General features: G+C 39.5%; 22 protein-coding genes and 1 pseudogene. 15 read left to right on the top strand and 8 right to left on the bottom strand.

The genetic code is table 11. From position 1 onward, the window contains the following. Positions 1–662 precede the first annotated feature (662 nt). A complete protein-coding gene (locus AB6N04_RS05550; protein ID WP_369310899.1) occupies positions 663–2,705 on the top strand; it encodes a filamentous hemagglutinin N-terminal domain-containing protein in 2,043 nt (680 codons plus the stop codon). 105 nt (positions 2,706–2,810) lie between these two features. Here the strand turns inward: AB6N04_RS05550 and AB6N04_RS05545 are convergent, their stop codons facing one another. Next, complete coding sequence (locus AB6N04_RS05545; protein WP_369310898.1) at positions 2,811–3,035, bottom strand: YdcH family protein; 225 nt, start codon at positions 3,033–3,035, stop codon at positions 2,811–2,813. A gap of 979 nt (positions 3,036–4,014) precedes the next feature. Between AB6N04_RS05545 and AB6N04_RS05540 the strand changes: the two genes are divergently transcribed. Next, positions 4,015–4,224: a hypothetical protein gene (locus AB6N04_RS05540; protein WP_369310897.1), complete on the top strand. Its 210-nt coding sequence runs from the start codon at positions 4,015–4,017 to the stop codon at positions 4,222–4,224. A gap of 283 nt (positions 4,225–4,507) precedes the next feature. Here AB6N04_RS05540 and AB6N04_RS05535 read toward each other — a convergent pair whose 3' ends face one another. After that, positions 4,508–4,966, bottom strand: coding sequence for an Hsp20 family protein (locus AB6N04_RS05535; protein ID WP_369310896.1), 459 nt, complete (start codon positions 4,964–4,966; stop codon positions 4,508–4,510). A 538-nt stretch (positions 4,967–5,504) separates the two neighbouring features. Between AB6N04_RS05535 and aes the strand changes: the two genes are divergently transcribed. Further along, the gene (gene aes / locus AB6N04_RS05530) at positions 5,505–6,473 is read left to right on the top strand and encodes an acetyl esterase (RefSeq protein WP_369310895.1); all 969 of its coding nucleotides are present in this window, start codon (positions 5,505–5,507) and stop codon (positions 6,471–6,473) included. Between the two features lie 229 nt (positions 6,474–6,702). On the opposite strand, the gene icd is transcribed toward aes, so the two are convergent. Continuing rightward, entirely contained in the window at positions 6,703–7,956 is a 1,254-nt protein-coding gene (gene icd / locus AB6N04_RS05525; RefSeq protein ID WP_369310894.1) for an NADP-dependent isocitrate dehydrogenase, read from the bottom strand. Between the two features lie 615 nt (positions 7,957–8,571). On the opposite strand from icd, the gene rluE reads away from it, so the two are divergent. From rluE to AB6N04_RS05480, 9 genes and pseudogenes are all read left to right on the top strand, one after another. Further along, the gene (rluE, locus tag AB6N04_RS05520) at positions 8,572–9,147 is read left to right on the top strand and encodes a 23S rRNA pseudouridine(2457) synthase RluE (RefSeq protein WP_369311999.1); all 576 of its coding nucleotides are present in this window, start codon (positions 8,572–8,574) and stop codon (positions 9,145–9,147) included. Continuing rightward, positions 9,140–9,589, top strand: coding sequence for an NUDIX domain-containing protein (locus tag AB6N04_RS05515; RefSeq protein WP_369310893.1), 450 nt, complete (start codon positions 9,140–9,142; stop codon positions 9,587–9,589). The genes rluE and AB6N04_RS05515 overlap by 8 nt, the downstream gene beginning before the upstream one ends. 116 nt (positions 9,590–9,705) lie before the next feature. Continuing rightward, a complete protein-coding gene (gene mnmA / locus AB6N04_RS05510; RefSeq protein ID WP_369310892.1) occupies positions 9,706–10,827 on the top strand; it encodes a tRNA 2-thiouridine(34) synthase MnmA in 1,122 nt (373 codons plus the stop codon). A 2-nt stretch (positions 10,828–10,829) separates the two neighbouring features. Beyond that, positions 10,830–11,456 (top strand): high frequency lysogenization protein HflD, encoded by a 627-nt coding sequence (gene hflD / locus AB6N04_RS05505; RefSeq protein ID WP_369310891.1) that lies wholly within the window; start codon positions 10,830–10,832, stop codon positions 11,454–11,456. Positions 11,457–11,473: 17 nt separating this feature from the next. After that, the gene (gene purB, locus AB6N04_RS05500) at positions 11,474–12,844 is read left to right on the top strand and encodes an adenylosuccinate lyase (RefSeq protein WP_369310890.1); all 1,371 of its coding nucleotides are present in this window, start codon (positions 11,474–11,476) and stop codon (positions 12,842–12,844) included. A 238-nt stretch (positions 12,845–13,082) separates the two neighbouring features. Further along, a pseudogene (gene phoP / locus AB6N04_RS05495) lies at positions 13,083–13,757 on the top strand (two-component system response regulator PhoP). Position 13,758: 1 nt separating this feature from the next. Continuing rightward, positions 13,759–15,216, top strand: coding sequence for a two-component system sensor histidine kinase PhoQ (gene phoQ / locus AB6N04_RS05490; protein WP_369310889.1), 1,458 nt, complete (start codon positions 13,759–13,761; stop codon positions 15,214–15,216). An 86-nt stretch (positions 15,217–15,302) separates the two neighbouring features. Next, the gene (locus tag AB6N04_RS05485) at positions 15,303–16,427 is read left to right on the top strand and encodes a cupin domain-containing protein (RefSeq protein WP_369310888.1); all 1,125 of its coding nucleotides are present in this window, start codon (positions 15,303–15,305) and stop codon (positions 16,425–16,427) included. Between the two features lie 332 nt (positions 16,428–16,759). Then, positions 16,760–17,359, top strand: a complete 600-nt coding sequence (locus AB6N04_RS05480) for a LysE family translocator (protein WP_369310887.1) — start codon at positions 16,760–16,762, stop codon at positions 17,357–17,359. Positions 17,360–17,417: 58 nt separating this feature from the next. Here the strand turns inward: AB6N04_RS05480 and pepT are convergent, their stop codons facing one another. Continuing rightward, positions 17,418–18,653: a peptidase T gene (pepT, locus tag AB6N04_RS05475; protein WP_369310886.1), complete on the bottom strand. Its 1,236-nt coding sequence runs from the start codon at positions 18,651–18,653 to the stop codon at positions 17,418–17,420. 375 nt (positions 18,654–19,028) lie between these two features. On the opposite strand from pepT, the gene AB6N04_RS05470 reads away from it, so the two are divergent. Continuing rightward, a complete protein-coding gene (locus AB6N04_RS05470; protein ID WP_369310885.1) occupies positions 19,029–19,739 on the top strand; it encodes an SDR family oxidoreductase in 711 nt (236 codons plus the stop codon). A 53-nt stretch (positions 19,740–19,792) separates the two neighbouring features. On the opposite strand, the gene cobB is transcribed toward AB6N04_RS05470, so the two are convergent. Then, on the bottom strand, positions 19,793–20,626 hold the full coding sequence (gene cobB, locus AB6N04_RS05465; RefSeq protein ID WP_369311997.1) for a Sir2 family NAD+-dependent deacetylase: 834 nt from the start codon (positions 20,624–20,626) through the stop codon (positions 19,793–19,795). A 329-nt stretch (positions 20,627–20,955) separates the two neighbouring features. Here cobB and AB6N04_RS05460 point away from each other — a divergent pair, with 329 nt between their 5' ends. Further along, complete coding sequence (locus AB6N04_RS05460) at positions 20,956–21,444, top strand: TIGR00645 family protein (RefSeq protein WP_369310884.1); 489 nt, start codon at positions 20,956–20,958, stop codon at positions 21,442–21,444. A 139-nt stretch (positions 21,445–21,583) separates the two neighbouring features. Then, entirely contained in the window at positions 21,584–22,129 is a 546-nt protein-coding gene (locus tag AB6N04_RS05455; protein ID WP_369310883.1) for a class IV adenylate cyclase, read from the top strand. A 58-nt stretch (positions 22,130–22,187) separates the two neighbouring features. Here AB6N04_RS05455 and lolE read toward each other — a convergent pair whose 3' ends face one another. Genes lolE through lolC form a run of 3 tightly spaced genes read right to left on the bottom strand, consistent with a single transcriptional unit; the run spans position 22,188 to position 25,331 of the window. After that, a complete protein-coding gene (lolE, locus tag AB6N04_RS05450; RefSeq protein WP_369310882.1) occupies positions 22,188–23,435 on the bottom strand; it encodes a lipoprotein-releasing ABC transporter permease subunit LolE in 1,248 nt (415 codons plus the stop codon). Continuing rightward, complete coding sequence (gene lolD, locus AB6N04_RS05445) at positions 23,435–24,136, bottom strand: lipoprotein-releasing ABC transporter ATP-binding protein LolD (RefSeq protein ID WP_369310881.1); 702 nt, start codon at positions 24,134–24,136, stop codon at positions 23,435–23,437. The genes lolE and lolD overlap by 1 nt, the downstream gene beginning before the upstream one ends. Further along, on the bottom strand, positions 24,129–25,331 hold the full coding sequence (gene lolC / locus AB6N04_RS05440) for a lipoprotein-releasing ABC transporter permease subunit LolC (protein ID WP_369310879.1): 1,203 nt from the start codon (positions 25,329–25,331) through the stop codon (positions 24,129–24,131). The genes lolD and lolC overlap by 8 nt, the downstream gene beginning before the upstream one ends. Positions 25,332–25,333 lie beyond the last annotated feature (2 nt).

The raw sequence follows: 25,333 nt of genomic DNA, 5'->3' as shown, positions 1-25,333 counted from the left end.
TGTAATATTTGAGAGAGAAATAGCCAGGTTTTTTACTCATCCCTGGCGTACTTTTCGTTGATTAATGGTGAAATAATCTTTATTTATTATATAGATATAGAAAACAAGCTAATTGTTTTCACGAATGTACTATTTATTTGAGGTGAAATCACAATACACACTGCAATACCACCCTACCTACCGACAACATCTATTACCCTTGAAGCATCTATTCGCTATTTGCGCAATACTTAGCCTATTACAGTAAAAGGAATATTTTTTCTGCTAATAAAATTATTTCTATACTTATATCAATTGAAAACAGGCTGAACGAAATATCTCTATTAGTAAATGAGAGTCTAGTGTCAATTATCTTTTAAAAACAGTTTACATAAAATATGTTTATTGATCTAAATTTAAAAGAAAAGTCAAGTAAGTATATTTATTTACGCAATTTTCCTCATCAACACTATAACAGAGTAAATACTATCCATTGATTTAATTGAATAAAAACAATCACATGGGATTTTGCTCTGGTATTTTTACATTTCCATTATTTTAACTTACAGATGAAAAGAAATATTTTTTTAAAAAAATTAAATTTATTTATTTTTTTATTTCATCATACTTTGTAGGGCATAAAAATATTTAAATTTAATCAAAGTCATATTTAGGGACATTTTATGAACCAATTTAATTCGCCAAAAGTGAAAGTTAAACCTATTGTTCTATACATTTCTACAATTCTTAGTTTTAGTGCAGCGGCACAATCTGGGATTATTAGCAACAATGGTGCTGGCGTTATGAACCAGTCTAATGGACCAACGATTGTTCATATAAACAAAGCTAGTGATAAAGGTATTTCACACAATACATATCAGCAATTTAATGTTGACAAGAAAGGTGTCATATTAAATAACAGTAAAGATAACATTGTTAGCAAAACAGGCGGATTAATTAATGGAAACGCTAATTTATCAGCAGGCACTGCGAAAGTTATTTTGAATGAAGTAAATTCTAACAACGCTTCTGTACTAAATGGTATCGTCGAAGTTGCAGGCACTAACGCCAAAGTTATTATTGCTAACCCATCCGGTATCACATGTAATGATTGTGGATTTATTAACACTCAAAGTACAACACTCACAACAGGTAAACCTATTGTCTCTAACGGTGATATCATCGCTTATAACGTCGAAAAAGGTTATGTTCAGATCAATTCTGACTTAACAAACGACTCTCCCACAGAAATTTTTTCTCGTCACGCGGCTATTAATGGAAAAATCAAAACTAAAGAACTAAAAATTATTTCTGGAAGCAATTTGATCGATTCTACCGGTAATGACTATATCAACATTTTAGGTCAAGGAAGCTCACCACAAAGCGGCATTGATGTTTCGTCTCTTGGCGGAATGTATGCGAATAAAATTACCTTAATTACATCTGAAAAGGGTGCTGGCGTTCGTAATTTAGGTGTGATTTCTGCTGGTGATAATGGATTAGCTATTAATTCAGCTGGACAGTTGTTGAACAATCAAAATAGTATTGAATCAACGGGGAATATTGATATTTACGCCAATGAAATCCGTAATAACGGGCAAATTTTGGCTAAACAAAATTTAGATATCAAGAGCACCAGCAATATTGATAATACTCAAGGGTTAATAAAATCAGCAGACGCTAATGTTTACATCCAATCAAAAGGTGATTTGATTCAGGTTGCATCGAACAAACAATCTAAGGATAGAATTATTGCTGGTGGCGATATCAATATTACTGTTAATAATCTCCACAATACAAACTCTACGATAACGGCGGGAAGAGACCTTGTCATTAACGCTGCTCAAGATATTACTAACCAAAATTCTACGCTCAGCGCTAAGCGTAGAATAGAAATTGACTCTTATAATCTACTCAATGATTACTCTGCAATGGAGACTAAAAACGGAAGAATTGACCTCAAGCTTGGTAGAGAGTTTAAAAACGGCTATTCTACAGTTAATAGTGGCAAGGCAGTAAAAATAGACACTACTTATATGAATAATTACGGAAAAATAATTTCAGGGGAAAATGAAACCACCATTAAAGGTGACCGCCTTCTTAATGAATCCGGTTTAATTTCAGCTGATAAATTGGTGATTGATTCAAATTATTTGTCTAATTTCTTAGGTTTTATTGATGCAAAAAGCATAAACATCAAAGCGACAGAAGAACTCTTTAATGGTCAAGGTTATATTCGCGCTAAAGACAGCATGCTACTCGATTCAGGCTTTGTTATAAATTCCTATTCAAGTGGTTTTGCTGATGTAGCCGCAAATTATGGGCTCAATAACAAAGTAGGTGGACTAGAGACCACCGATGGCGGGATCGCTATCAAAGGAACATCTGCTGCTAACTACCTTGCTTCAATAAAAACCAATCTGCAAGAAAAAGCAGCGAATAACGCTGGGCTGGAGGTCAATGTCACTAATCTATTTGATAATGAACTCGGTAACATCGATACCGTTAGTGATGTTGTTATCAATGCGGGCCATATCAATAATCAACATGGAAGCATAAATTCTGGTCGCAATGTGGAAATTAACGCGACAGAATATATCAATAACCAACAAGGGAAAATTCACTCAAAGGCAATTACGAAAATAACCGCCCCCACCATTAATAACCGTAATGGCCGCATTTCGGGTAACATGATTGTGCTTAATACTGACGAGTATATTGATTAACTATTTGATTATTAGAATTTAACCACCTCTTGTAGGTGGTTTTTATGAACTAATGATAGCGTGTATGCTATCATTAGTTGTAATATCCGCTACGGACATGCTGATTTATTTCTCCACCCTTGATGATGTTTTTAGAATTTGATGTATTTCTTCCTTTAATCGTAATTTCTGTTTTTTTAGCTCAACAACTTCATCGTTATAGCCACTTCTATCGGGATGCTCTAATCTAGAAATTTCATGGTCTAGTTGGTTATGTTTATCAAAAAGTGAGCGAAAATGCGGGTCTGACTGACGAAGATGAGAAATTAAGTCACGGTATTCAGGAAACATATGCAACAGCTCCAATGGTTTATTAATTTATATCAATCCCTTCTATTTTCACTAATATCAAAAAAATATCATTTAACTTATGTCAAATATCTAGAAGGCATCAATTAAATTTGATGTAACGCTGAACCAATCCTGATTAAAATGTTAACTTGAGTATGTATTTTATAGTCATGTTTACGTATATTGGTCGACACTGGTCGCTGAAGCATGCCTTCCCCACTTCTATCAGTTACCCTTTACCCTCAAGGAGACTAGCGGCAGTAACGACATGTTATAAAATAACTTTTATTCTTAATCTTCCGCTAACTGCAAAAATGAATACTCTAATTTGGATTAAAGCCATTTTGCTGTTATGATTTCAATATCTGTCAGGATGACAGATACCTAGGGGCTGTTTATCTTTGCTGATGATTTTTACCGCTAAAAAGTTAACCAACAACCTAAAAAAAGGATCAATGGAGACGTCGTGCTGACTAACGACGATTTGAATCAACTATTGTTCCTAAAGGCTGACCTATGGGTTCGATTAAAGCACGTTTCACTCATTTGATGCTGTGTTGAGAGGTTCTTAGCTAGTTTAGGTGTTGCACCTCTCTCCTTGCCTAAAATGGCTTTAACTCGAATAAAAATTGACCATCAAAGATAAACAGCCCCTAGATAACAATTATAATATAGCTATATTTCCATTAGATGCCCCTTGTTAGTAAGGGGTTTTTTTATATAGTCTAGCCTAAGTATATTACTGTTCTAACCTATTAATTGATTAGCATGATTAATACCATCGAAATAAATAAATTAAAAATTCCCCCCCGGTATTTAAACGGTTAATAAGTATTATTAACAAAAAAAAACATAAGGGCTTCTAATTAATTCCATTCGTATCAACGTGTTATTTGTTACATTATGTAACCTTTTATTAAAGTAATACATCGATATTTAGTGTAGATTAATACTTTACAATTGATATTTGAGGTGCCCAATGCGATTTAATCTGACTCAAATCATTATCTTAGAAGATAACTCAAAACCTATTGGCTTAGATATAATACTGACAGGTGATGATAAATCTGTCCATCGCTTCAAGATGGATATAAAAGGATTAGATATGATGAACCTCACCTTGCGAGACATTGAAAAACAAGCTATTAAGCAAGCCAAACTCAATTTTGAACACTGCTCTAATGGTTAATTACGTTAGTTCTGGTAAAATTACTGTACTTATTTTATGCCTGTATAGCTTTATAATTAAATAAAGATATTACTCTCCTTTAGCGTAATTAGTCATACACTGTTCAACATTTTTAATGTTAGGTAGTGAACCACTTGTTAGCTCATATTTTTCCTAAAATAGATCTAAAAGAGTATGAAAGTATTATTCTCATTGTGTTTTTTTATTCCGTTTATTTCTCGTGCACTAAAATTTTGTAATAAAAAGCCCGCCATAACTGGGGGCGGGCTATAAAACAATCGCGTTATGCTTTTGTTTCTTTATTCTCAATAGCTATGAGTTGCGGCTTTTCCTCTTCAGGAATTTCATATTCAATATCTAATGTTAATAACCCACTGGATAATCCCGCTTTTTCGATTTTTACATTTTTACCTAGATTAAACTCAAGAGAAAATTTATTTTGCGTTATCCCTTGGTGGATCCACTTTTCTGACTCATCAACTAATTCAGCAGCTTGTTCCCCTTGAATACAAAGTTTGCCACCTTTCAAGGAGACGGTTAACTCGTTTTCCTTATAACCTGGCACACTTACCGTAAGCTGATAATGCGCATCATTAATTTGTTTTAAGTTATAAGGGTGGTCTGAGGTGATAGGTCTATTACCTGTTAGTTGACTAAACAAACGATCCATCTGATCAAAGCGGTTTGAAAGCAAACTATCCGATAATGTCGGGAATAATGAAAAAGATCTAATGTTAGACATAATTTCTCCTTCAATATTTAAACCAAATTAAAAACATATTAGCTTGCACCACAATTAAGTTTGCTTTGGTGCATTAACTATATAAGGGCGCTAAGTAGAAATTCAAGCGATGCTTTACATTTCTTTACGAAAAACTTTATTCTGTTAAATAAAGAACTACCCGCACTGTCTATATGATAACATTTTTCAGTAACTTGCTTTAAATTTTACGTTTAAATCCTTCGGCATATTGTTTGTCATCGATCCCCCCCTTTTCTATCATTATGTGCTTAATTAAAAAGTGCCTATCAAGTCAGTACAAATTTAGAATATTTATTTAACCTCACCACTTAATTTATATTTCTAAAATTTAAAAATTATCCAATTAATAATCATTATTTAGGGTCATTGACTTTAACTAACAGAGCCCTCTCAAACTTAAAAACGCCGGTTAAAAAAGGAATGTATAACAGAAGACCCAGCTTTTAATATTGGATAACATGATCACAAATTAATAATTCATGTCTTCTACAATATAGGCAAAATAGTAGGAGAAAAAATGAACCCTAACAATAAAATAAACGTACTGGATCTCATTTCGCCCGAGATGAAAAAAGTAATAAATTTTTATGCAGAAAACACGTCAGATACGCCACAAAATACTGACTTATTCTCGGTGCGTGATGCCTATATTAAAGATAGGAAATATTGGAACGAAGATGCGCCCACCATGCACTCAACTCTTGATGTTAGCGTTCTCACCGCCTATGGAGAAGTTCTTACACGGATATTTCAACCTACAATCAACACACCTGCGACACTATTTTATCTTCATGGTGGCGGGTTTATTTTAGGTAACCTTGATACTCATGATAGGATAATGCGATTACTCGCACTATATACTGGTTGCACTGTAATTGGCGTCGATTACTCCTTATCGCCAGAAGCTCGCTACCCTCAAGCAATTGAAGAAATCTCTGCGGTTTATCAATTTTATTCACTAAACTCTAAAAAATATCAAATTGATATGACGCAAACTGGTTTTGCTGGTGACTCAGCAGGGGCAATGTTGTCATTAGCTGTCGCCCTCTGGCTTCGCGATAATTGTATTGCAAATAAAGAAATTAAGGCAATTTTACTTTGGTATGGCCTTTATGGTTTACGAGACTCCGTAAGTCGTCGACTTTATGGCTGTAAATGGGATGGATTGGAGCGAGAAGATCTTGAATATTATGATAATGCCTATCTTGGTCATTCCGGAAGTCGTGAAGCACCATACTACTGTTTATTCAATAATGATTTAACTTATAATATTCCACCTTGTTTTATTGCTAGTGCTGAGTTTGACCCCCTTTTAGATGATAGCATTGCATTATTTGAAACATTAAAAACCAATCAGTTGCTTTGCACATATAAAATGTACTCAGGCACATTGCATGCTTTTTTGCATTATAGCCGCATGATGAATATTGCCGATGAAGCAATTAGAGACGGCGCTCAGTATTTTAAGGAACAACTTATACGCTAGATCCTTAAAAAAAGAGCGTCTAAAGATTTGCTAGGTCATAAATCGCAAAAAATGACTGATAAATATAATGATGATCGGGGTAAAGATTGGGTAAAAGTTGTTATTTAAAGGTCGAAATATAGGTGGGTTTTGATAATTCGTTTTGATAACTTTTTGATAACCGTTTCAGAAGTGGTAATAAAAAACGGGAACTATTAAGCTCCCGTTATTAATCACATCAGATAATCAATTACATATGTTTGATAATTGCGTCGCCGAACTCGCTACATTTCAGCAGCTTAGCGCCATCCATCAGACGTTCAAAGTCATACGTTACGGTCTTCGCTTCGATTGCGCCTTCCATACCTTTAACGATTAGGTCAGCGGCTTCAGTCCAGCCCATATGACGCAGCATCATTTCAGCGGACAGAATGATAGAACCTGGGTTGACTTTATCCTGACCTGCATATTTAGGAGCAGTACCGTGAGTTGCTTCAAACAACGCGCACTCAGAACCAATGTTAGCACCTGGAGCAATACCGATACCCCCCACTTGCGCGGCTAATGCATCAGAAATGTAGTCACCATTGAGATTCATACACGCGATGACATCATATTCCGCTGGACGCAGTAGAATTTGCTGTAAGAATGCATCTGCAATCACATCTTTAATAATGATATCTTTGCCCGTTTTAGGATTTTTAATTTTAACCCATGGACCGCCATCTAATAATTCACCGCCAAATTCTTCTTGCGCTAATTGGTAGCCCCAATCTTTGAATGCACCTTCAGTGAATTTCATAATATTTCCTTTATGAACCAGGGTCACTGAATCACGGCCATTATCAATTGCATATTCAATTGCAGCGCGAACTAAACGTTTTGTTCCTTCTTCTGAGCAAGGTTTAATACCGATACCACACTGTTGTGGGAAACGGATTTTTGTTACGCCCATTTCATCTTTCAGGAATTTGATCACTTTGTCAGCTTCTGCTGAGCCTGCTTTCCACTCAATACCTGCGTAGATATCTTCGGAGTTTTCGCGGAAGATAACCATATCTGTCAGTTCAGGTTGTTTGACTGGACTTGGCGTACCTTTGTAGTAACGTACAGGACGTAAGCAGATGTACAAATCAAGCTGTTGACGCAGTGCAACGTTCAATGAACGAATACCACCACCAACTGGAGTTGTTAAAGGACCTTTAATTGAAACGCGGTAATCACGGATTAAATCGAGAGTTTCTTCTGGTAACCAAACGTCTTTACCATAAATTTGTGTAGATTTTTCGCCAGTGTAAATTTCCATCCAAGAAATTTTGCGCTCACCGTTGTAGGCCTTTTTAACTGCCGCATCAACGACTTTTAACATTGCTGGAGTGACATCAACACCAATACCGTCACCTTCAATATAAGGGATAATTGGGTTGTTCGGAACGTTTAGTTTGCCTTTTGCATCAATGGTAATTTTAGCGCCTTCTGCCGGAACTACTACTTTGCTTTCCATTAACCTCTCCTTTCACTTGCGTATTTTGCTTGTTAATTTTTTGTAAGAGACGTGTCAATACTACTTCAATCTGCGTCGAACGCCAATGATTACTCATCTAAGCTTCAATGGCGATCGCATTTAACGTACTGACCTAATTTATCAGTTAAAAAGGAACGCATTGATAACCACTTGCAAATCAATGCATTAGTTTGACTACTTCATTTTTAATAAATAAATTTATTTTGATAAAAAGCGTTTTCTTGAGGTCATCGTCCCACTTAATCACCTCTTTAGTAAAATTTATATTAACAAGATAACGCAAATTAAAAATACGTTTTGCTCACACTATCGTCATTACAATTATGCCATATGTGCTTATTTTTAAATGAAAAATTGAATTTATTGATTTCAATGATTTTAAAGTTGTTAATTAAATATTGCAGCTACGCAGCAACGGGGTTCCTAGGATTTTATCGGTAAATCTTCTACACTATGCCTAGTCGTCATCGATTAAATTAATTAGTATTAACAATTCATTATTGGATCATTATGAATAAGCCGACCGCTAAATCAGCGCAAAAAAAACACAAAGTACATCAACGCTCAACTGATTTAAAATATCGGAACAAACGAATGTCGGCTAAACCAACAGTAATACAGGCACCTCGCAAAGTCATTCTGTTCAACAAGCCCTTCGATGTACTGCCGCAATTTACTGATGAGCAAGGTCGCGATACCTTAAAAAACTATATTCCAATCACCGATGTTTATGCTGCGGGACGCCTTGATAGAGATAGCGAGGGCTTATTAGTCTTGACGAATGATGGAAAGTTACAGGCTCGTTTAACTCAACCTCAGAAAAAAACAGGGAAAATATACTATGCTCAAGTAGAAGGGATCCCTGATGAACAAGCCCTTGCGCAATTTCGTCGTGGGCTTATGTTAAATGATGGTCCTACGCTACCGGCAGAGGTTGAGTTAGTTGACGAACCCGCATGGTTATGGCCTCGCAATCCCCCTATTAGGGAACGCAAAAATATTCCAACAAGCTGGCTTAAAATTACCTTATACGAAGGCCGTAATCGCCAAGTTCGCCGGATGACGGCAAATATTGGAGCCCCAACACTGCGCTTAATTCGTTATCAAATGGGGGAGTTTAATTTAGGAAATTTATCCGTAGGTGAATGGATGGAGGTCAATATTGTTTAAACCTAATGTTACTGTCGCAACGATTGTCCATGCAAAAGACAAGTTTCTGGTTGTTGAGGAATGGATCAATGGTAAACCCACATGGAACCAACCCGCTGGCCATTTGGAAGCCAACGAGACCCTGATACAAGCCGCTGAGCGCGAATTACTCGAAGAAACGGGCATACAGGCATCACTTACGAAATTAATTCATATTCATCAATGGGTTGCCCCCGATAACACACAATTTATTCGATTTTTATTTGCTGTTGAACTTGAATCAATTTGTGAACCCCACCCACAAGACAATGATATCGCCTGCTGCCATTGGGTAACGGCAAATGATATTTTAGAAAGCGACTGCCTGCGTTCTCCATTAGTCGCAGAAAGTTTGCGTTGCTTTCAAACCGGGGTAAGTTACCCGCTGGATATTCTTTCAGCTTATGGGTCTCATTATCAATAACTCGCTTTGCTTGGTGAAATCGCCGCCAAGCAATAATATTCTCTCTAACTCTGGTGCAATAAGGGGTCAACATGCTAAAGTATGGGGCTTGATTTTTCCGCAGTGAGACTATTTCCATGTCAAATAACAGTACCAAATCAGATAACAGCCTGAAAAAAGTCATCGTCGGTATGTCCGGTGGTGTTGACTCATCCGTATCCGCCTATTTGCTCCAGCAGCAAGGGTATCAGGTGGTTGGTCTGTTTATGAAGAACTGGGAAGAGGATGATGATACGGAATATTGCTCCGCAGCAGCTGACCTTGCTGATGCGCAGGCTGTGTGTGATAAACTCGGCATCGAGTTACATACCATCAACTTTGCTGCGGAATATTGGGATAATGTATTCGAACATTTCTTAACCGAATACAAAGCGGGTCGTACACCGAACCCTGATATTCTGTGTAATAAAGAAATCAAATTTAAAGCCTTTTTAGAATTTGCCGCTGAAGATTTAGGGGCAGATTACATAGCGACAGGTCACTATGTCCGCCGCCGTGATGTTAACGGGAAAAGCCAGTTACTCCGGGGGCTAGATGGCAACAAAGACCAAAGTTATTTTCTGTACACCTTAAGCCATGAACAAGTATCAAAAAGCCTGTTCCCTGTTGGTGAACTTGAAAAGCCTGAAGTCCGCCGTATTGCAGAAGAAATAGGCTTAATTACGGCGAAGAAAAAGGACTCAACCGGCATTTGCTTTATTGGTGAGCGTAAATTCCGTGACTTCTTAGGCCGTTACCTCCCTGCTCAACCGGGTCCTATCGTCACAGTGGAGGGGGATACAATTGGTCAGCACGAAGGGTTGATGTATCACACATTAGGGCAACGTAAAGGGTTAGGCATTGGCGGTACGAAAGATGGGTCGGAAGAACCTTGGTATGTTGTCGATAAAGACGTTGAAAATAATATTCTTATCGTTGCACAAGGTCACGAGCATCCACGTTTGATGTCAGTAGGTTTGATTGCACAACAACTGCATTGGGTTGATAGAGAACCCCTAACTCAACCATTACGTTGTGTGGTCAAAACCCGTTACCGTCAAGGGGATATCCCTTGCATGGTCACCCCTATTGATAGCGACCGAATTGAAGTCATATTTGATTACCCTGTTGCTGCGGTTACCCCTGGGCAATCCGCAGTATTTTATCTTGACGAAGTCTGCCTCGGTGGCGGCATTATTGAAGCCCGTATTCAGGAGTAGCTGTGGCTAAAAACTATTACGACATCACGCTTGCCTTAGCCGGTATTTGCCAAGCAAGCGCCATGGTTCAAAAGCTTGCACATGAAGGCACCTGCCTCGACAGCGATGCCGAAACAATGGTCAATAGCCTAACCAATATGAATCCAAGCTCAACCTTGGATGTCTATGGAAATAACACCGCAAACCTCAAAACTGGTTTAGGTGCTATGTTAGGTATGCTAACGGGCGGTAATAGTGGGTTATCTGCCGAAATGACTCGCTACATGCTAAGCTTGATGGCACTTGAGCGTCGTCTTAATAAAGATGAAGACGCTATGAATAAGCTTGGTCAACGTATTGAGCAATTTGAACGCCAAGCAAGTTATTTCGAACCACTTTCTGAAGGCGTATTTAATGCACTTGCTGGGATTTACGTTGATGTCGTTAGCCCTGCGGGCCCACGGATCCAAGTGACGGGCTCTCCTGACATTCTGAAAAACACCTTAGTTCAGGCTAAAGTTCGCGCAATTTTGCTTGCCGGTATTCGCTCAACCGTACTTTGGCAACAAGTGGGTGGAAGTCGCATCCAACTGATGTTTTCTCGCAATCGTCTGGCTAATCAGGCGAAAGAAATTTTGTCTCACCTTTAAATCTGGAGTTGCTACCAATGGAATTATCCTCACTGACCGCTGTATCCCCGATTGACGGCCGTTACGGTGATAAAGTCAGCGCTTTACGCACTATTTTTAGTGAGTTTGGCTTACTGAAATTTCGCGTGCAAGTTGAAGTTCGCTGGCTACAAAAACTGGCGGCAACCGCTCAAATTAAAGAAGTTCCTTCATTTGATGCCGACGCAATCGCTTACTTAGATGAAATTGTGGAGAACTTCTGCGAAAAAGACGCGATGCGGATCAAAGAGATTGAGCGCACAACTAACCATGATGTTAAAGCCGTAGAGTACTTCCTCAAAGAAAAAGTTGAACATATTCCGGCACTGCATGCGGTTTCAGAATTTATCCATTTTGCGTGTACCTCGGAAGATATCAATAACTTATCTCACGCCTTGATGCTCAAAACGGCACGGGAAGAGGTTCTTTTGCCTCAATGGCGTCAAATTATCGATAAAGTTAAGGCAATGGCATATGAATACCGCAATTTACCATTGTTATCCCGTACCCATGGACAGCCAGCAACCCCTTCAACCATTGGTAAGGAATTTGCCAACGTTGCGTACCGCTTAGAACGTCAATTCCGCCAGCTACAACAAGTTGAAATTTTAGGCAAAATTAATGGTGCAGTGGGTAACTACAATGCCCATATGGTGGCTTACCCAGAAGTTAACTGGCATGAATTCAGTGAGACTTTTGTAACTTCATTAGGTATTCAATGGAATCCATTCACTACGCAAATTGAACCTCATGATTATATTGCTGAACTCTTCGACTGTGTCGCACGTTTTAATACCATTGTGTTAGATTTTGACCGTGATATTTGGGGATATATTGCTTTAAATCACTTCAAGCAAAAAACGATTGCAGGGGAAATCGGCTCTTCTACCATGCCACACAAAGTGAACCCTATCGACTTTGAAAACTCCGAAGGCAACTTGGGCTTAGCAAATGCTGTTTTAGGCCATTTAGCGAGCAAACTACCTGTTTCACGCTGGCAGCGTGACTTAACCGACTCAACGGTGCTACGTAACTTGGGGGTTGGTTTAGGTTATGCATTAATTGCCTATCAATCCACTCTGAAAGGCTTAAATAAACTCGAAGTGAACGAGCAGCATTTACTGGACGAGTTAGACCAAAACTGGGAAGTGTTAGCTGAGCCAATTCAAACGGTTATGCGTCGCTATGGCATTGAAAAACCGTATGAAAAACTGAAAGAATTAACTCGTGGTAAACGTGTTACCGCGGAAGGAATGAAACAGTTTATTGATGGTTTAGAACTGCCTGAGCATGAAAAAGCCCGCTTAAAAGAGATGACGCCAGCGAACTATATTGGGTACGCAGTCGCATTTATTGATGAGCTGAAATAATTTTAGCCTATTTAATTTGGCGGCCAATGCGCCGCCTTTTTTTATCTACTCTATGTCCTTATTAGCGAAAAGCGCTCTAATACAACTTTATGACTCGAAAAGAACGCTTTTTTTCTCTTTTGTTTGACTTATATTTATTTAATCCCTTGTCGCAGCTGAGAACTCTTTTTACCATGTTACTTCTAGTGCTACTATCATCATAGCGGACACTATCTCTTTATTACTATGAGGGTTTCAGATGCGTATTCTTATCGTCGAAGACAATGCGTTACTTCGTCACCACTTAACTGTTCAACTTAAAGAACTGGGTCATCAGGTTGATTCAGCTGAAGACGCAAAATAAGCAGATTACTTTTTGCATGAAAGCTGCCCAGATATCGCGGTTGTCGATTTAGGCTTGCCCGATGAAGATGGCCTGTCCATGATCAAACGCTGGCGTAGTAATCATGTCAATATTCCACTGCTCGTATTGACTGCCCGTGAAAGCTGGCAAGAAAAGGTGCAAGCGCTTAATAGCGGTGCTGATGACTATGTTACAAAACCTTTCCAACTCGAAGAACTAGTCGCACGTATGCAAGCATTGATGCGCAGAAATAGCGGGCTAGCATCGCAAGTATTAGAGTTAGGTAACTTTGTTATCGACTTATCGCGCAAAGAATTTACGGTAAATGGTGAAGCCGTCAAACTGACGGCATTTGAATATACCATTATCGAGACCTTATTACGCAATAACGGTAAAGTCGTCAGCAAAGACTCATTAATGCGCCAACTGTATCCAGATGCAGAACTCAGAGAAAGCCACACTATTGATGTCCTAATGGGTCGATTAAGAAAGAAAATTCAACAATTTCATAGTGATGAAGTTATCGTAACTGTACGTGGCCAAGGCTACCGTTTTGATGTGAATGGTTAATATGTGGCTAAGCAAATTTAAAGTTAAGCCTCTTTCGTTACGCGCACGCTTTTTGTGCGCGACGTCTGCTGTGATCCTCGCATTAACCTTGTCCTATGGCATCGTAGCAATACTGGGCTATTTAATTAGTTTCGATAAAACCACTTACACACTACTGCGCAGCCAAAGTAACCTGATTTACAGTCTCGCCCAATGGCAAAATAACAAAATTGACATTCGCGTCCCCCCCAATTTCACGCTAAATAACCCTACCCTGATCATTATTTATGATGAACAAGGGCAAGTACTATGGCGGCAACGGGATGTGCCTAGTGTTGAACGCTTAATCCGCAATAGTTGGCTAAAAAAAGAGGGGTTGTACGAGATTGACACCAATATCCGAGAAACTCGCCAACTCCTTGATGACAATCCCGAATATAACAATAAGCTGGATAAAATGGAGAGTGATGATGAACCACTTACCCACTCCGTTTCTGTTAATCAATATGCGGCGAGTGAGAAACTTCCTCCCTTGACTATTGTCGTCGTCGATACCCTGCCTCAAGATTTACAAAATACAGGGTTAGTGTGGGAATGGTTTGGCTATGTATTGCTCGCTAACCTGATTTTAGTCATTCCTTTACTTTGGCTTGCCGCTTATTGGAGCTTACGTCCTATTAAGTCTTTGGTTTCCCAACTCAGTAGCCTTGAAAAAGGTGAGCGCGATAGCCTTGATGAAAATCCACCTTCTGAGCTGAGGGGGTTAGTGCGTAATCTGAATATTTTGTTAACTAACGAGCGAAAACGTTATAGTAAATATCGAACCACGTTATCTGATTTAACTCACAGCCTCAAAACACCACTTGCCGTTTTACAATCAACCCTGCGTTTGCTGCGTTCTGGCAAGCAAATGAATATCGACCAAGCAGAACCCATCATGTTGGAACAAATTGGCCGCATCTCCCAGCAAGTCGGATATTATCTGCATCGCGCGTCAACACAAGGGGATGAAAACCTGATGCTTCGAGAGATCTCATCAGTTCCATCGATACTCGATAGCTTAGCAAGTGCGCTACACAAAGTGTATCAACACAAAGGCGTTTCTATTACAGTCGATATTTCCCCAGAGATCACTTGGTTAGGTCAACCGAATGACTTTATGGAAGTCATGGGTAATATTATGGAAAACGCCTGCAAATATTGTTTGGAATTTGTTGAAGTCACCGCCGCCGTTGGGACTGATAGCCTGACATTGTTTGTTGATGATGATGGACCCGGCGTGCCTGAAAGCAAACGTAGCTTAATTTTTGTGCGAGGCCAACGGGCAGATACACTACGCCCCGGTCAAGGTTTAGGATTATCTATTGCGGTGGATATCATCGATCAATACGAGGGAGAGATCACCATTAGTGATAGCCCACTCGGTGGCGCTCGTTTAGCCGTCACATTTCGGCAGCAATCCATGATTGAAGATAGCTAATCTGTGATGTGAGTCCGTTTCCCCCCTACTTTGCTAACCATTTCAGGTATACTATCTAAGAAGTTTTTTTTACTAGGGACAATAAGATGGATTATACACTCAATCTTGACTGGCAAAGTTTCCTTGACAGTCACTGGCAGAAGCGCCCACTGCTTATCAAAAAAGGGTTTACGCGTTTTATTGATCCTATCTCACCAGACGAGCTTGCAGGTTTGGCAATGGAAGATGAGGTTGATAGCCGTTTAGTCAGCCACAAAGAGGGTATTTGGCAAGTAGGTCACGGCCCATTTGAAAGCTATGACCACCTCGGTGAAGAAAATTGGTCTATTTTAGTGCAAGCCGTGGATCACTGGCATCATCCAAGTGCAGCCTTAATGAAACCGTTTCGTGTGCTCTCCGATTGGCGTATGGATGACTTGATGATTTCTTACTCAGTGCCAGGTGGCGGAGTCGGTCCTCATCTTGATCAATACGATGTGTTTATTATTCAAGGAGAAGGTCGTCGCCGTTGGCGTGTTGGGGAAAAAATTCCGATGAAACAACATTGCCCACATCCTGACCTCCTACAAGTACAGCCTTTTGATGCGATTATTGATGAGGAAATGGAACCTGGTGATATCCTGTATATTCCCCCTGGGTTCCCACACGAAGGGTACGCAATAGAGCCATCATTAAACTATTCTGTTGGTTTTCGAGCACCGAATACCCGTGAGCTAATGAGTAGCTTTGCCGACTATTTAATCTCAAATGATTTAGGCAGCTATCGTTACAGCGACCCCGATTTATCGTTCCGTGATAATCCTGCGGAAATTTTACAGGGTGAGCAAATCAAGTTGCGTGAAATGATGGGATCACTTCTTAACGATCCTGATTTATTCCGTAAATGGTTAGGGGAGTTTATTTCTCAGTCTCGTCATGAGTTAGATATTGCCCCCCCTGAACCACCTTACGAGCACGATGAAATCTATGATTTGCTAAAAACACAACATGAGACCTTATACAAACTTAATGGTCTTAGAGCATTACGCGTTGGCGATCAGTTTTTCGTCAATGGAGAATGTTTAGAAACGACCTGCTATGAAGCCGTTAACAGTCTATGCCGCAATGATTCAGTGAATAGCCAGACTCTTGGGGAAGCGATTGATGATGTCAATTTCATCGCACTTATCACTGCATTAGTCAATAACGGCTATTGGTATTTTGACGACTAATTCATTTCATAAGTATCTAACTCGTATTCTTTTAAAGGCTCAGCATCATGAGCCTTTAATTTTTCATTTTATTATAATTAGTATAACGTTATCATTATAAAAATATTATTAATGCTATTAACTATCTGTTTATTAAAATAACACAATTAACGACTGTCTAATTTAGTTTATTACTTATAATACATTCCTACCGTTTCAAAAATTACGTACTATTCCTTCCTTTATAGGCACTCAAAGATAAAGTATTTTTAAAATTCGCTTCTAAAATATTTTGACTTAATCAGATAGCGATTAAGCACACAACTAATAACCATCTTATTAATTATGACTTTATGAACATAGAAACGTTTTTAGCTTTATCACTGTTTTCATTTGTGACGTCTATTACCCCAGGCCCCAATAATATTATGTTGCTTGCTTCAGGAACCAATTTTGGTTTTAAAAGAACATTGCCGCATTCTGTTGGCGTTTCGGTTGGTTTTTTCATCATGTTGATCGCAGTGGGCCTCGGTGTAGGCACAGTTATTCAATCGTCACAGCTTGTTTACTCCATATTAAAGTACCTTGGCATGATTTATCTATTTTGGCTGGCATGGAAAACAACCATTAGCCATTCTATTGAGCAGGTTAATCCACAAGAAACAAAACCATTGACCTTACTTGAAGCCGCACTTTTTCAATGGATTAATCCCAAAGCTTGGATGATGGCGATATCAGGAATGGCAATGTACACAACGACGAGTGCCCCTTATGTCTCAATGATGTTGGTTGCTATCATATTTGCGCTAATTAACTGGCCTTGTGTCGCTATTTGGGCGATGTTTGGTAGTCAGTTACGCGAAAAGCTGAAACAACCGAACATATTAAAGTATTTCAATTTACTTATGGGGGTTTTACTTGCATTAAGTGGCATTTCTGTACTTTTTCAATAAATACAAAAAATTAAGCTCAGATGTGTTAGCACACTGAGCTTAATCAATATTTGAGAACTTATGATTGCCTAGCGTGAATAGCAGTAAGCTCCGCAATTCTCATTATTACACTAACTGCTTGCTCCATACCTTCATGGGTAATAAACTCATGTTTACTATGGAAATTATAACCGCCAGTAAAAATATTTGGGCAAGGTAAACCACGGTGAGAGAGTTGAGCACCATCTGTTCCCCCTCGAATCGGCTGAACAATAGGCTCAATACCACAGTCAATCATGGCTTGTTTTGCTAATTCAACAACATGGGGGTACTTCATCACCTCCCTATACATATTGTAATAGGTATCGTCTAATGTCAGTTCGATATAACAACTTGGATGCAGGTTTTCCCCTACCTTTTCGGCAATTCGAATAATGTTTTTCTTTCTTGCTTCAAAACTGGCGAAATCAAAATCACGAATAATGTAGTTGAGTTCGGCTTTCTCTACCGTCCCCTTTATAGAGGTAAGATGATAAAAGCCTTCATAGCCTTCAGTATGTTCAGGCACTTCATCCGCGGGGAGCATTGAATGAATACGGTTGGCTAAATTGAGCGCATTCACCATCACCCCTTTTGCATTACCAGGATGTGTGTTGTTACCCACAATTTTAATCCCGACATTTGCTGCGTTGAAGTTTTCATACTCTAATTCACCAACGCCACCGCCATCAACCGTGTAAGCCCATAGCGCATCAAATTGCTTAAAATCAATATGGCGGGCCCCTCGACCAATTTCTTCATCAGGAGTAAATGCTAGGCAAATTTTCCCATGTGGCACATTATTGCCCTTTAAACGGACCAAAGCCGTGATAATTTCAGCGATCCCTGCCTTATCATCGGCACCTAATAAAGTTTTACCATCGGTCATGATCAATGTCTTACCGATCATTTCATGTAACACAGGGAACATCACTGGCGATAACACTTCGTCACCGATACCTAGAGCGATATCACCACCACGGTAGTTTTCTAAAACTTGAGGACAAACATTTTTACCCGAAAAATCTGGCGAGGTATCTAAATGAGAAATAAAGCCAATAACAGGAACATCCCAATCAACATTTGATGGTAAAGAGGCCATCAAACAACCTTGGTCTGTTAACGTAACCTGTTCAAATCCTAATTCATTCAATTCCTTAACTAGTGCTCGGGCAAATTTTAGCTGCCCGGTGCTACTAGGTATTGTTTTTGCGTTCAGCTTCGATTGTGTATCAAAAGCCGTATACTCAAAAAACCGCTCCAAGAGTTTGTCCATACCCATCCCCTTAAAATATCAATAGCTATATTATGGGAAAGATCACAGAATCAATTATTGTTTCAAATCAGCTTTGCTGTTATTGCTGACGCTTTTTTCATGATAATGCTTAAATTATATTTAATTTTCACATGTTATTTTTTTCGATGATTACTTTTCACCTATCAAAATACCTACAATTAATAAGGGCAATACGTTTATAGCATTATCCTTATTATTTAGTGGTTATCTAAAGCGCCAAATTAAGTTAACTATTCACCAATAAATGCACTATTGACCAATCATTTTTTCAATAGCCATGCTATACAAGATTCATATTCGTTGACTCGTCTTTGGCTAATAATTTCTTTCTGCTCATTTCAGGTGAATAAAAATATGTCAAATACCTATTTAATTTATGGTGTTAGTAAAGGTGTCGGTAAAGCACTCGTTGAGGGTGTTCCTCAGTCTGATGACGTTATCTATGGTGTTTCTCGTTCTAAACCGCCATTCGAACAATCAAACTTTCATTGGATCCAGGCGGATTTAAGTGACAGTCAGTCTGCTAACATCATTAAAAGTACCCTTCAATATAAACCTATTAATACCTTAATTTATAATGTAGGTATCTGGGAATCATTTGCATTTACCGATAAATACCATTTCGAAACAAGCGATGACAGTGAGATATTGAATTTGATCCAAACTAATATCAGCGCTTGCCTGCTCAATCTCAAGTCATTATTGCCCAACTTACGTTTAGGCCGGAATAGCAAAATTATTCTCATCGGTTCGACGTGGGGGCTTGATAATCATAAAGGAAAAGAAGTCACTTTTTCTGCGACTAAATATGCTTTAAGGGGTATTGTCCAGTCGTTAAGGGAAACTTTAAGAAAAGATAAAATTGGTATTTCAATACTGAATTTAGGATATTTAGCCACTGAATACCCTTTGTCAGTCACTGTAGACAATGTTATTGAACAAAGTGAAGGGAAGCTAATTCCGTTACAAGATGTGGTGAATGCTATCCGTTTCATACTTAGTACGAGCCAGGCAACTTGCGTGAAAGAAATCACAATGCCGGCCATGTTAGATGAAAATGTTTAACTTATTTTTATTAATCGTGATCGGTTAAGGGAAACAGACGTTTCCCTTAAAATTTACGGTGCAGTATCTTTAACTTGTAATTCCATTATCAATTGATTGATATATTCGACGACGACATGGCTAGCCAATCCGTAATGTTTTTCATCGAATTCACTTTCGACTTGGCTTGGCTCTAAGTTAAGCTCAACAGTATGTGCACCATGCAATTTTGCTTCATGGACAAAACCCGCAGCTGGATACACATGTCCTGAGGTGCCAATAGAAATAAAAATAGTCGCACTTTCAAGGGCTTGATAAATAATATCCATACCTATTGGCATTTCTCCAAACCAGACTACATGCGGCCGTAATGGTTGAGGGAACTGACAACAATGGCAACGATCTTCTGGGGTCAAATCCCCTTTCCATTCCAAAACTTGATTGGACCAATTACACCGCACTTTTAATAATTCACCATGCATATGGATAATGCGTTTACTCCCAGCCCTTTCATGCAAGTTATCAATATTTTGTGTGACCAATAAAAAACGATCGCCGAGCAACTCTTCAAGTTGTGCTAACGCAAAATGTGCCGCATTGGGTTTAATATTATCCTGCTGAAGCTGTCTGCGCCTTTCATTGTAAAAACGTTGAACTAACTGAGGGTTTCGCTCAAAACCTTCAGGTGTAGCAACATCCTCAACACGGTGCTCTTCCCACAAACCATCTGCGGAACGAAATGTTTGAATACCTGACTCAGCCGAAATACCGGCTCCCGTTAATACGACAATGTTCACTTTTTTCATATGGTTTAGTCTGTTATCTATATAAAAAGACCGATTGCGAAGTCGCTGGCGGCGTACACCTTTATTTTTACGGGCTTTTTTTAATCTATGACGATATCGCAACATCGAAAACGTCCCTTTATCCATGCAACTCATGTCTAACAACCTAGACAACTCAATTGGTCATCTATCACTGTTAATGCACGACTTTTCTATATTATTTAAACATTAACATACTAGAGCGCATCACACAGATGAATGCAAATAAAAATATTGAGGGTATGGATTTTGTCACCTTTTTATCATAAATATTTCATTATTTCTTCATGAGTACGCCACAAAAATCCCACAACTGTAAAACAATAAAAAAACCTTTCTTGATAACAGCCGCTACAGTTAGAATACGCACCGCAGATTTCCTGTAACGATCATTCACGACTTAAAGGGGTTTCATGGAAAAGTTTTTCGAAAGAGCAATGTATGCTTCACGTTGGATCTTAGCGCCTATTTATTTTGGACTTTCACTGACACTATTAGCTTTAACGATTAAGTTCTTCCAAGAACTCTACCATATTTTACCGAATATCTTGTCCATCCCTGAAGCAGACTTGATCTTAACGTTGCTATCATTGATTGATATGGCACTCGTCGGTGGGCTATTAGTGATGGTGATGTTTTCAGGCTACGAAAACTTTGTTTCTCAAATGGATATTCCAGATAGCAGTGAAAAACTTGGTTGGCTCGGCAAGATGGATGCCTCTTCCTTAAAAAACAAAGTAGCGGCGTCAATTGTGGCGATTTCATCCATCCATTTACTGAAAATCTTTATGGACTTAAGAAGTGTCGAAAATGACAAATTGATGTGGTATGTCATCATCCACTTGACCTTCGTACTCTCAGCGTTTGTTATGGGTTACTTAGATAAAATGACGAAAAAGTAACGCCACATTTGGGTATCTGCCTATTTTCATATGAATAATAGGCACCCTTTGCCTTTTATCACATCTTTAACCCTACGCTCCCCTTCTTACTGTGCTACGATCGAGCCAAACAATTTGGCAGCACTATAGGGACATTAAAATGAGTAAACATTTTGTGGGTGAATATGAGGCAGAAATTAAATTTCGTTTAGCTGATCCAGACGCATTTCTTCTGAAAATCAAAGCTGATTTCGCTGAGCCGTTCACTGAGAATGATGTGGAAACAGATTATTTCTATGAAAATGCCAATTTACCGCTCGCTAACAATAATGTCAGTATGTGTGTGCGTGAGATGGTGCCATCAGGGATAAAATTATGGATTGTTAAAGGCCCTTCTTCTTCAGAATGCAAAGCTATTAATATTGATGACAGCCAACACGTACAAAATATGTTAGTCAGTTTGGGTTATCATTGCCATTTGAAGACCACTAAAGTCCGTAGCATTTATTTCCTTAACGATGTCCACATTACCGTAGACCACCTCGAAGGCATAGGTTGGTTTGCTGAATTTGCCATTATGACCGATAACCAAAGCCTGCTTGATGGCTATTATCAAAAGCTGATGGCGATGGCAAACGGCTATGGTTTTACCGAAGATATGATTGAAAAACAAAGCTATAAGCAAATGTTTTTAGAAAGAAATTAAAGCAAAACGCCAAGTATATTCCCCTAAAGAAGATAATACATTGGCGTCTATTCTAGCTTTATTGACCACTTAAAATACGTGCTGGGTCTAATTTACTGGCACGGCGAGCAGGATACCAACTAGCAACTAGACTCAAAATAATAGTGGTGATTAATACATATACTACATCCATAATGTGTAATTCTGACGGCAAGAAGTCGATAAAATAGACATCCCCTGAAAGGATTGGATGACCTAAGATGACCTCTAGGCCTTTAATGATAGTTGTCAAATTAACTGAGACTAATACACCTAATATTACGCCAATCAGGGAACCAACTAAACCGCCGAGTAAGCCATACCATAAGAAAATGGCACGAATTTGCCCATCTTTTGCCCCGAGAGTCCGTAGCACAGCAATGTCGCTGCTTTTATCTTTAACCGCCATAACTAGCGTTGACACAATATTAAAACAGGCGACACCAATCACCAAAATCATAGCTAAATACATGATACTCCGTACCATTTGAATATCATTGTACATGTAGCCGTAATCACCAATCCAACTTTTCACAATAACATGATGCATAGTTTTTAGACCTGCATCGTAAACAATTTTATCCGCTTCAAAAGGATCTGATGCTTTAATTTCAAACCCACTGATGCCATCACCATAATCCAAATATTGCTGCGCATCAGCCAATGGCACTAATGCTAATTGGTGATCAAGTAGGCCACTGAGTTTAAAGATACCTGCAACTTGTACACGAATACGCTTAGGCTGTTGAATTTTCAAGCTTTCATCGGTATTTGGGATCATGATGGTCACCCAATCCCCTTGCTTGACATCCAAGGTATCAGCGACACCTTGCCCTAAAATGATCGATTGGTTACCCGCCGCAAAATGTTTCCAAGCATCATTCAATACAAATTGGGGCAATGCACTCACTTGTGACTGTGTTTCCGGGGAAACCCCCATGACTTGTATAGCTTTTAAGTTTGCACCGCGCTCAAGCAGACCTGTAAAATTCACATACGGACTAACACCTTCAACGCCTGGCGTTTTACGGATCACTTGCTCTGCAAAATCCCAATCTTTATATGGCGGTTTAACGGCATAGATTTGCCCATGAGGGACAACAGATAATACGCGGTTATTCAGTTCACGTTCAAAACCATTCATCGCACTCAAACCGATGATCAGCACCGCAACACCAAGCACAATTCCCAGCGTCGAAACAATCGACACCAAAGAGACCATGCCAGTGCGCCGACGCCCTCGACTAAAGCGTAGCGCCGCTAAGAGCGTAAGAGGTAATTTAGACATTACCGTGCCCCCAAGGTGATTTCCTGCTGTAAGTGACCATCACGCATTTCCAATTGACGAGATAAGCGACGCGCCAATGTCATGTCATGAGTCACCACTAAAAATGCCGTACGCTGCTTACGATTAAGCTCACCTAGCAGCTCAAAAATAGCATCTGCATTACGTAAATCGAGGTTACCTGTCGGCTCATCCGCCAACACAAGTGCAGGCTCATTCACCAACGCCCTTGCTATCGCAACACGTTGTCGCTCTCCCCCTGATAATTCAGAAGGGCGGTGATCTGCGCGGTGCCCTAACCCCACCGCTTCTAACATCGCTTTCGCTTTCGTAAACGCAGTTTCTTTGGCAATAGCTCCGATTAATAGCGGCATTGCCACATTTTCAAGTGCGGTAAAATCAGGTAAAAGATGGTGAAACTGGTAAATAAAACCTAACTCTTTATTACGGATCGCAGCACGTTCGTCAGAGGATAATTGGTTAATATGCTGCCCACGAAAAATGACATTGCCTTCGGTGGGTGTATCTAACCCCCCCAGCAAATGCAATAACGTACTTTTCCCTGAACCTGAGCTGCCCACTATCGCCATCATTTCCCCTGCTCCCATAGAGAAACTGACATTTTTCAACACTTGCGTCGACAATGAACCTTCTTGATAGGTTTTGCTTAAATGTTCACAGACAAGAAGTGGTTGTTTATTCATAACGTAAAGCCTCAGCAGGTTGAACTGCTGCTGCACGCCAAGAAGGATAAAGCGTCGCAAGCAGTGAAATAAGCATCGCAGAAATTGCAATAATCAAAATACCCGAATAATTAAGTACAATGGGTAAAGAAACACCTTTTGGCAATAACCCGATTAACGGCATAATCACATTGAGCTGACTCGACAAAAGTGTCCCTAAAACCGTGCCTATCAATGTACCAATAATACCGGCTCCTGCCCCTTGGATCATAAAGATGGCCAAAATACGCCAGCGCTTTAAGCCCAGTGTCTTTAAGATCGCCACTTCCCCTTGTTTTTCCATCACCAATAAAGACAGCGAGGTGATAATATTAAATGCAGCAACAGCAATAATTAAGCTTAGTAACAAGCCCATCATGTTTTTTTCCATACGAACAGCTTGAAAAAACTCCCCTTTGCGCTCACGCCAATCTGTCCAAACAAGCCCTTCAGGCAGCGATTGCTTGCTGAGTGTGTCAACTTGCAATGGTTCATTTAAATACAAGCGCCACCCGGTTATATTCCCCACGGGATAACGCAGCATTCTTGCCGCATCTTGCGCAGAAACAACTAATTCAGTGGTATCGGCTTCACCATTTGTTTGGAAAATACCGGCAACGGTAAATAAACGCTGACTTGGGATACGCCCCATCGGGGTTAATTGGCTAACACCGGGGATAATTAAACGAACATCATCACCACGTTTTACACCTAATGTTTCGGCTAATTTATTGCCGAGAAAAACATGGTAGCTCCCAGGTGTAAGATCACTGCGATTGCCGCTAGTAAGCTTATCTAATAACAGTGAATCCGCCCCCGGTTCAATACCCGCCATCACCCCCACGCCAACGTTAGTGCGACTTTGCAATACCACATCTGATTGAACTATGGGCGCAATACGACTCACACCTTGCAAATGTTGCAAGTCAGTCATCGGGTATTTTGTCGGGTCAATATTGCCAGATGACGACGTTAAAATCGCCTGCGGCATATAGGCAAGTATGCTATCTTGTAACGAACGCTCGAAACCGTTCATCACGGATGTTACTGTAATTAAGGCAGTAACACCAAGAGTGATGCCAATAGCCGATAAACTGGAAACAAAGCGCCCAAATTTATCCGCTGCGCGCCCACGCAGATAGCGTAGGCCTATAAATAATGAGACAGATTGGTGCATAA

Origin of the sequence: Providencia rettgeri (genome assembly GCF_041075285.1) — a bacterium.
GTDB classification, from domain to species: domain Bacteria; phylum Pseudomonadota; class Gammaproteobacteria; order Enterobacterales; family Enterobacteriaceae; genus Providencia; species Providencia rettgeri_G.
The sequence above is the reverse complement of the archived record's forward strand: the minus strand, read 5'-3'. Positions and strand labels throughout refer to the sequence as shown.

What these genes read in the sequence shown, in the direction of transcription:
- AB6N04_RS05470 (WP_369310885.1), top strand. Translation starts at nt 19,029, where the DNA reads ATGTCAAATACCTATTTAATTTATGGTGTTAGTAAAGGTGTCGGTAAA.
- aes (WP_369310895.1), top strand. Translation starts at nt 5,505, where the DNA reads ATGAACCCTAACAATAAAATAAACGTACTGGATCTCATTTCGCCCGAG.
- lolD (WP_369310881.1), bottom strand. Translation starts at nt 24,136, where the DNA reads ATGAATAAACAACCACTTCTTGTCTGTGAACATTTAAGCAAAACCTAT.
- lolE (WP_369310882.1), bottom strand. Translation starts at nt 23,435, where the DNA reads ATGTCTAAATTACCTCTTACGCTCTTAGCGGCGCTACGCTTTAGTCGA.
- AB6N04_RS05485 (WP_369310888.1), top strand. Translation starts at nt 15,303, where the DNA reads ATGGATTATACACTCAATCTTGACTGGCAAAGTTTCCTTGACAGTCAC.
- purB (WP_369310890.1), top strand. Translation starts at nt 11,474, where the DNA reads ATGGAATTATCCTCACTGACCGCTGTATCCCCGATTGACGGCCGTTAC.
- AB6N04_RS05550 (WP_369310899.1), top strand. Translation starts at nt 663, where the DNA reads ATGAACCAATTTAATTCGCCAAAAGTGAAAGTTAAACCTATTGTTCTA.
- lolC (WP_369310879.1), bottom strand. Translation starts at nt 25,331, where the DNA reads ATGCACCAATCTGTCTCATTATTTATAGGCCTACGCTATCTGCGTGGG.
- rluE (WP_369311999.1), top strand. Translation starts at nt 8,572, where the DNA reads ATGTCGGCTAAACCAACAGTAATACAGGCACCTCGCAAAGTCATTCTG.
- icd (WP_369310894.1), bottom strand. Translation starts at nt 7,956, where the DNA reads ATGGAAAGCAAAGTAGTAGTTCCGGCAGAAGGCGCTAAAATTACCATT.
- phoQ (WP_369310889.1), top strand. Translation starts at nt 13,759, where the DNA reads ATGTGGCTAAGCAAATTTAAAGTTAAGCCTCTTTCGTTACGCGCACGC.
- AB6N04_RS05545 (WP_369310898.1), bottom strand. Translation starts at nt 3,035, where the DNA reads ATGTTTCCTGAATACCGTGACTTAATTTCTCATCTTCGTCAGTCAGAC.
- AB6N04_RS05460 (WP_369310884.1), top strand. Translation starts at nt 20,956, where the DNA reads ATGGAAAAGTTTTTCGAAAGAGCAATGTATGCTTCACGTTGGATCTTA.
- mnmA (WP_369310892.1), top strand. Translation starts at nt 9,706, where the DNA reads ATGTCAAATAACAGTACCAAATCAGATAACAGCCTGAAAAAAGTCATC.
- AB6N04_RS05455 (WP_369310883.1), top strand. Translation starts at nt 21,584, where the DNA reads ATGAGTAAACATTTTGTGGGTGAATATGAGGCAGAAATTAAATTTCGT.
- pepT (WP_369310886.1), bottom strand. Translation starts at nt 18,653, where the DNA reads ATGGACAAACTCTTGGAGCGGTTTTTTGAGTATACGGCTTTTGATACA.
- AB6N04_RS05535 (WP_369310896.1), bottom strand. Translation starts at nt 4,966, where the DNA reads ATGTCTAACATTAGATCTTTTTCATTATTCCCGACATTATCGGATAGT.
- AB6N04_RS05540 (WP_369310897.1), top strand. Translation starts at nt 4,015, where the DNA reads ATGCGATTTAATCTGACTCAAATCATTATCTTAGAAGATAACTCAAAA.
- AB6N04_RS05480 (WP_369310887.1), top strand. Translation starts at nt 16,760, where the DNA reads ATGAACATAGAAACGTTTTTAGCTTTATCACTGTTTTCATTTGTGACG.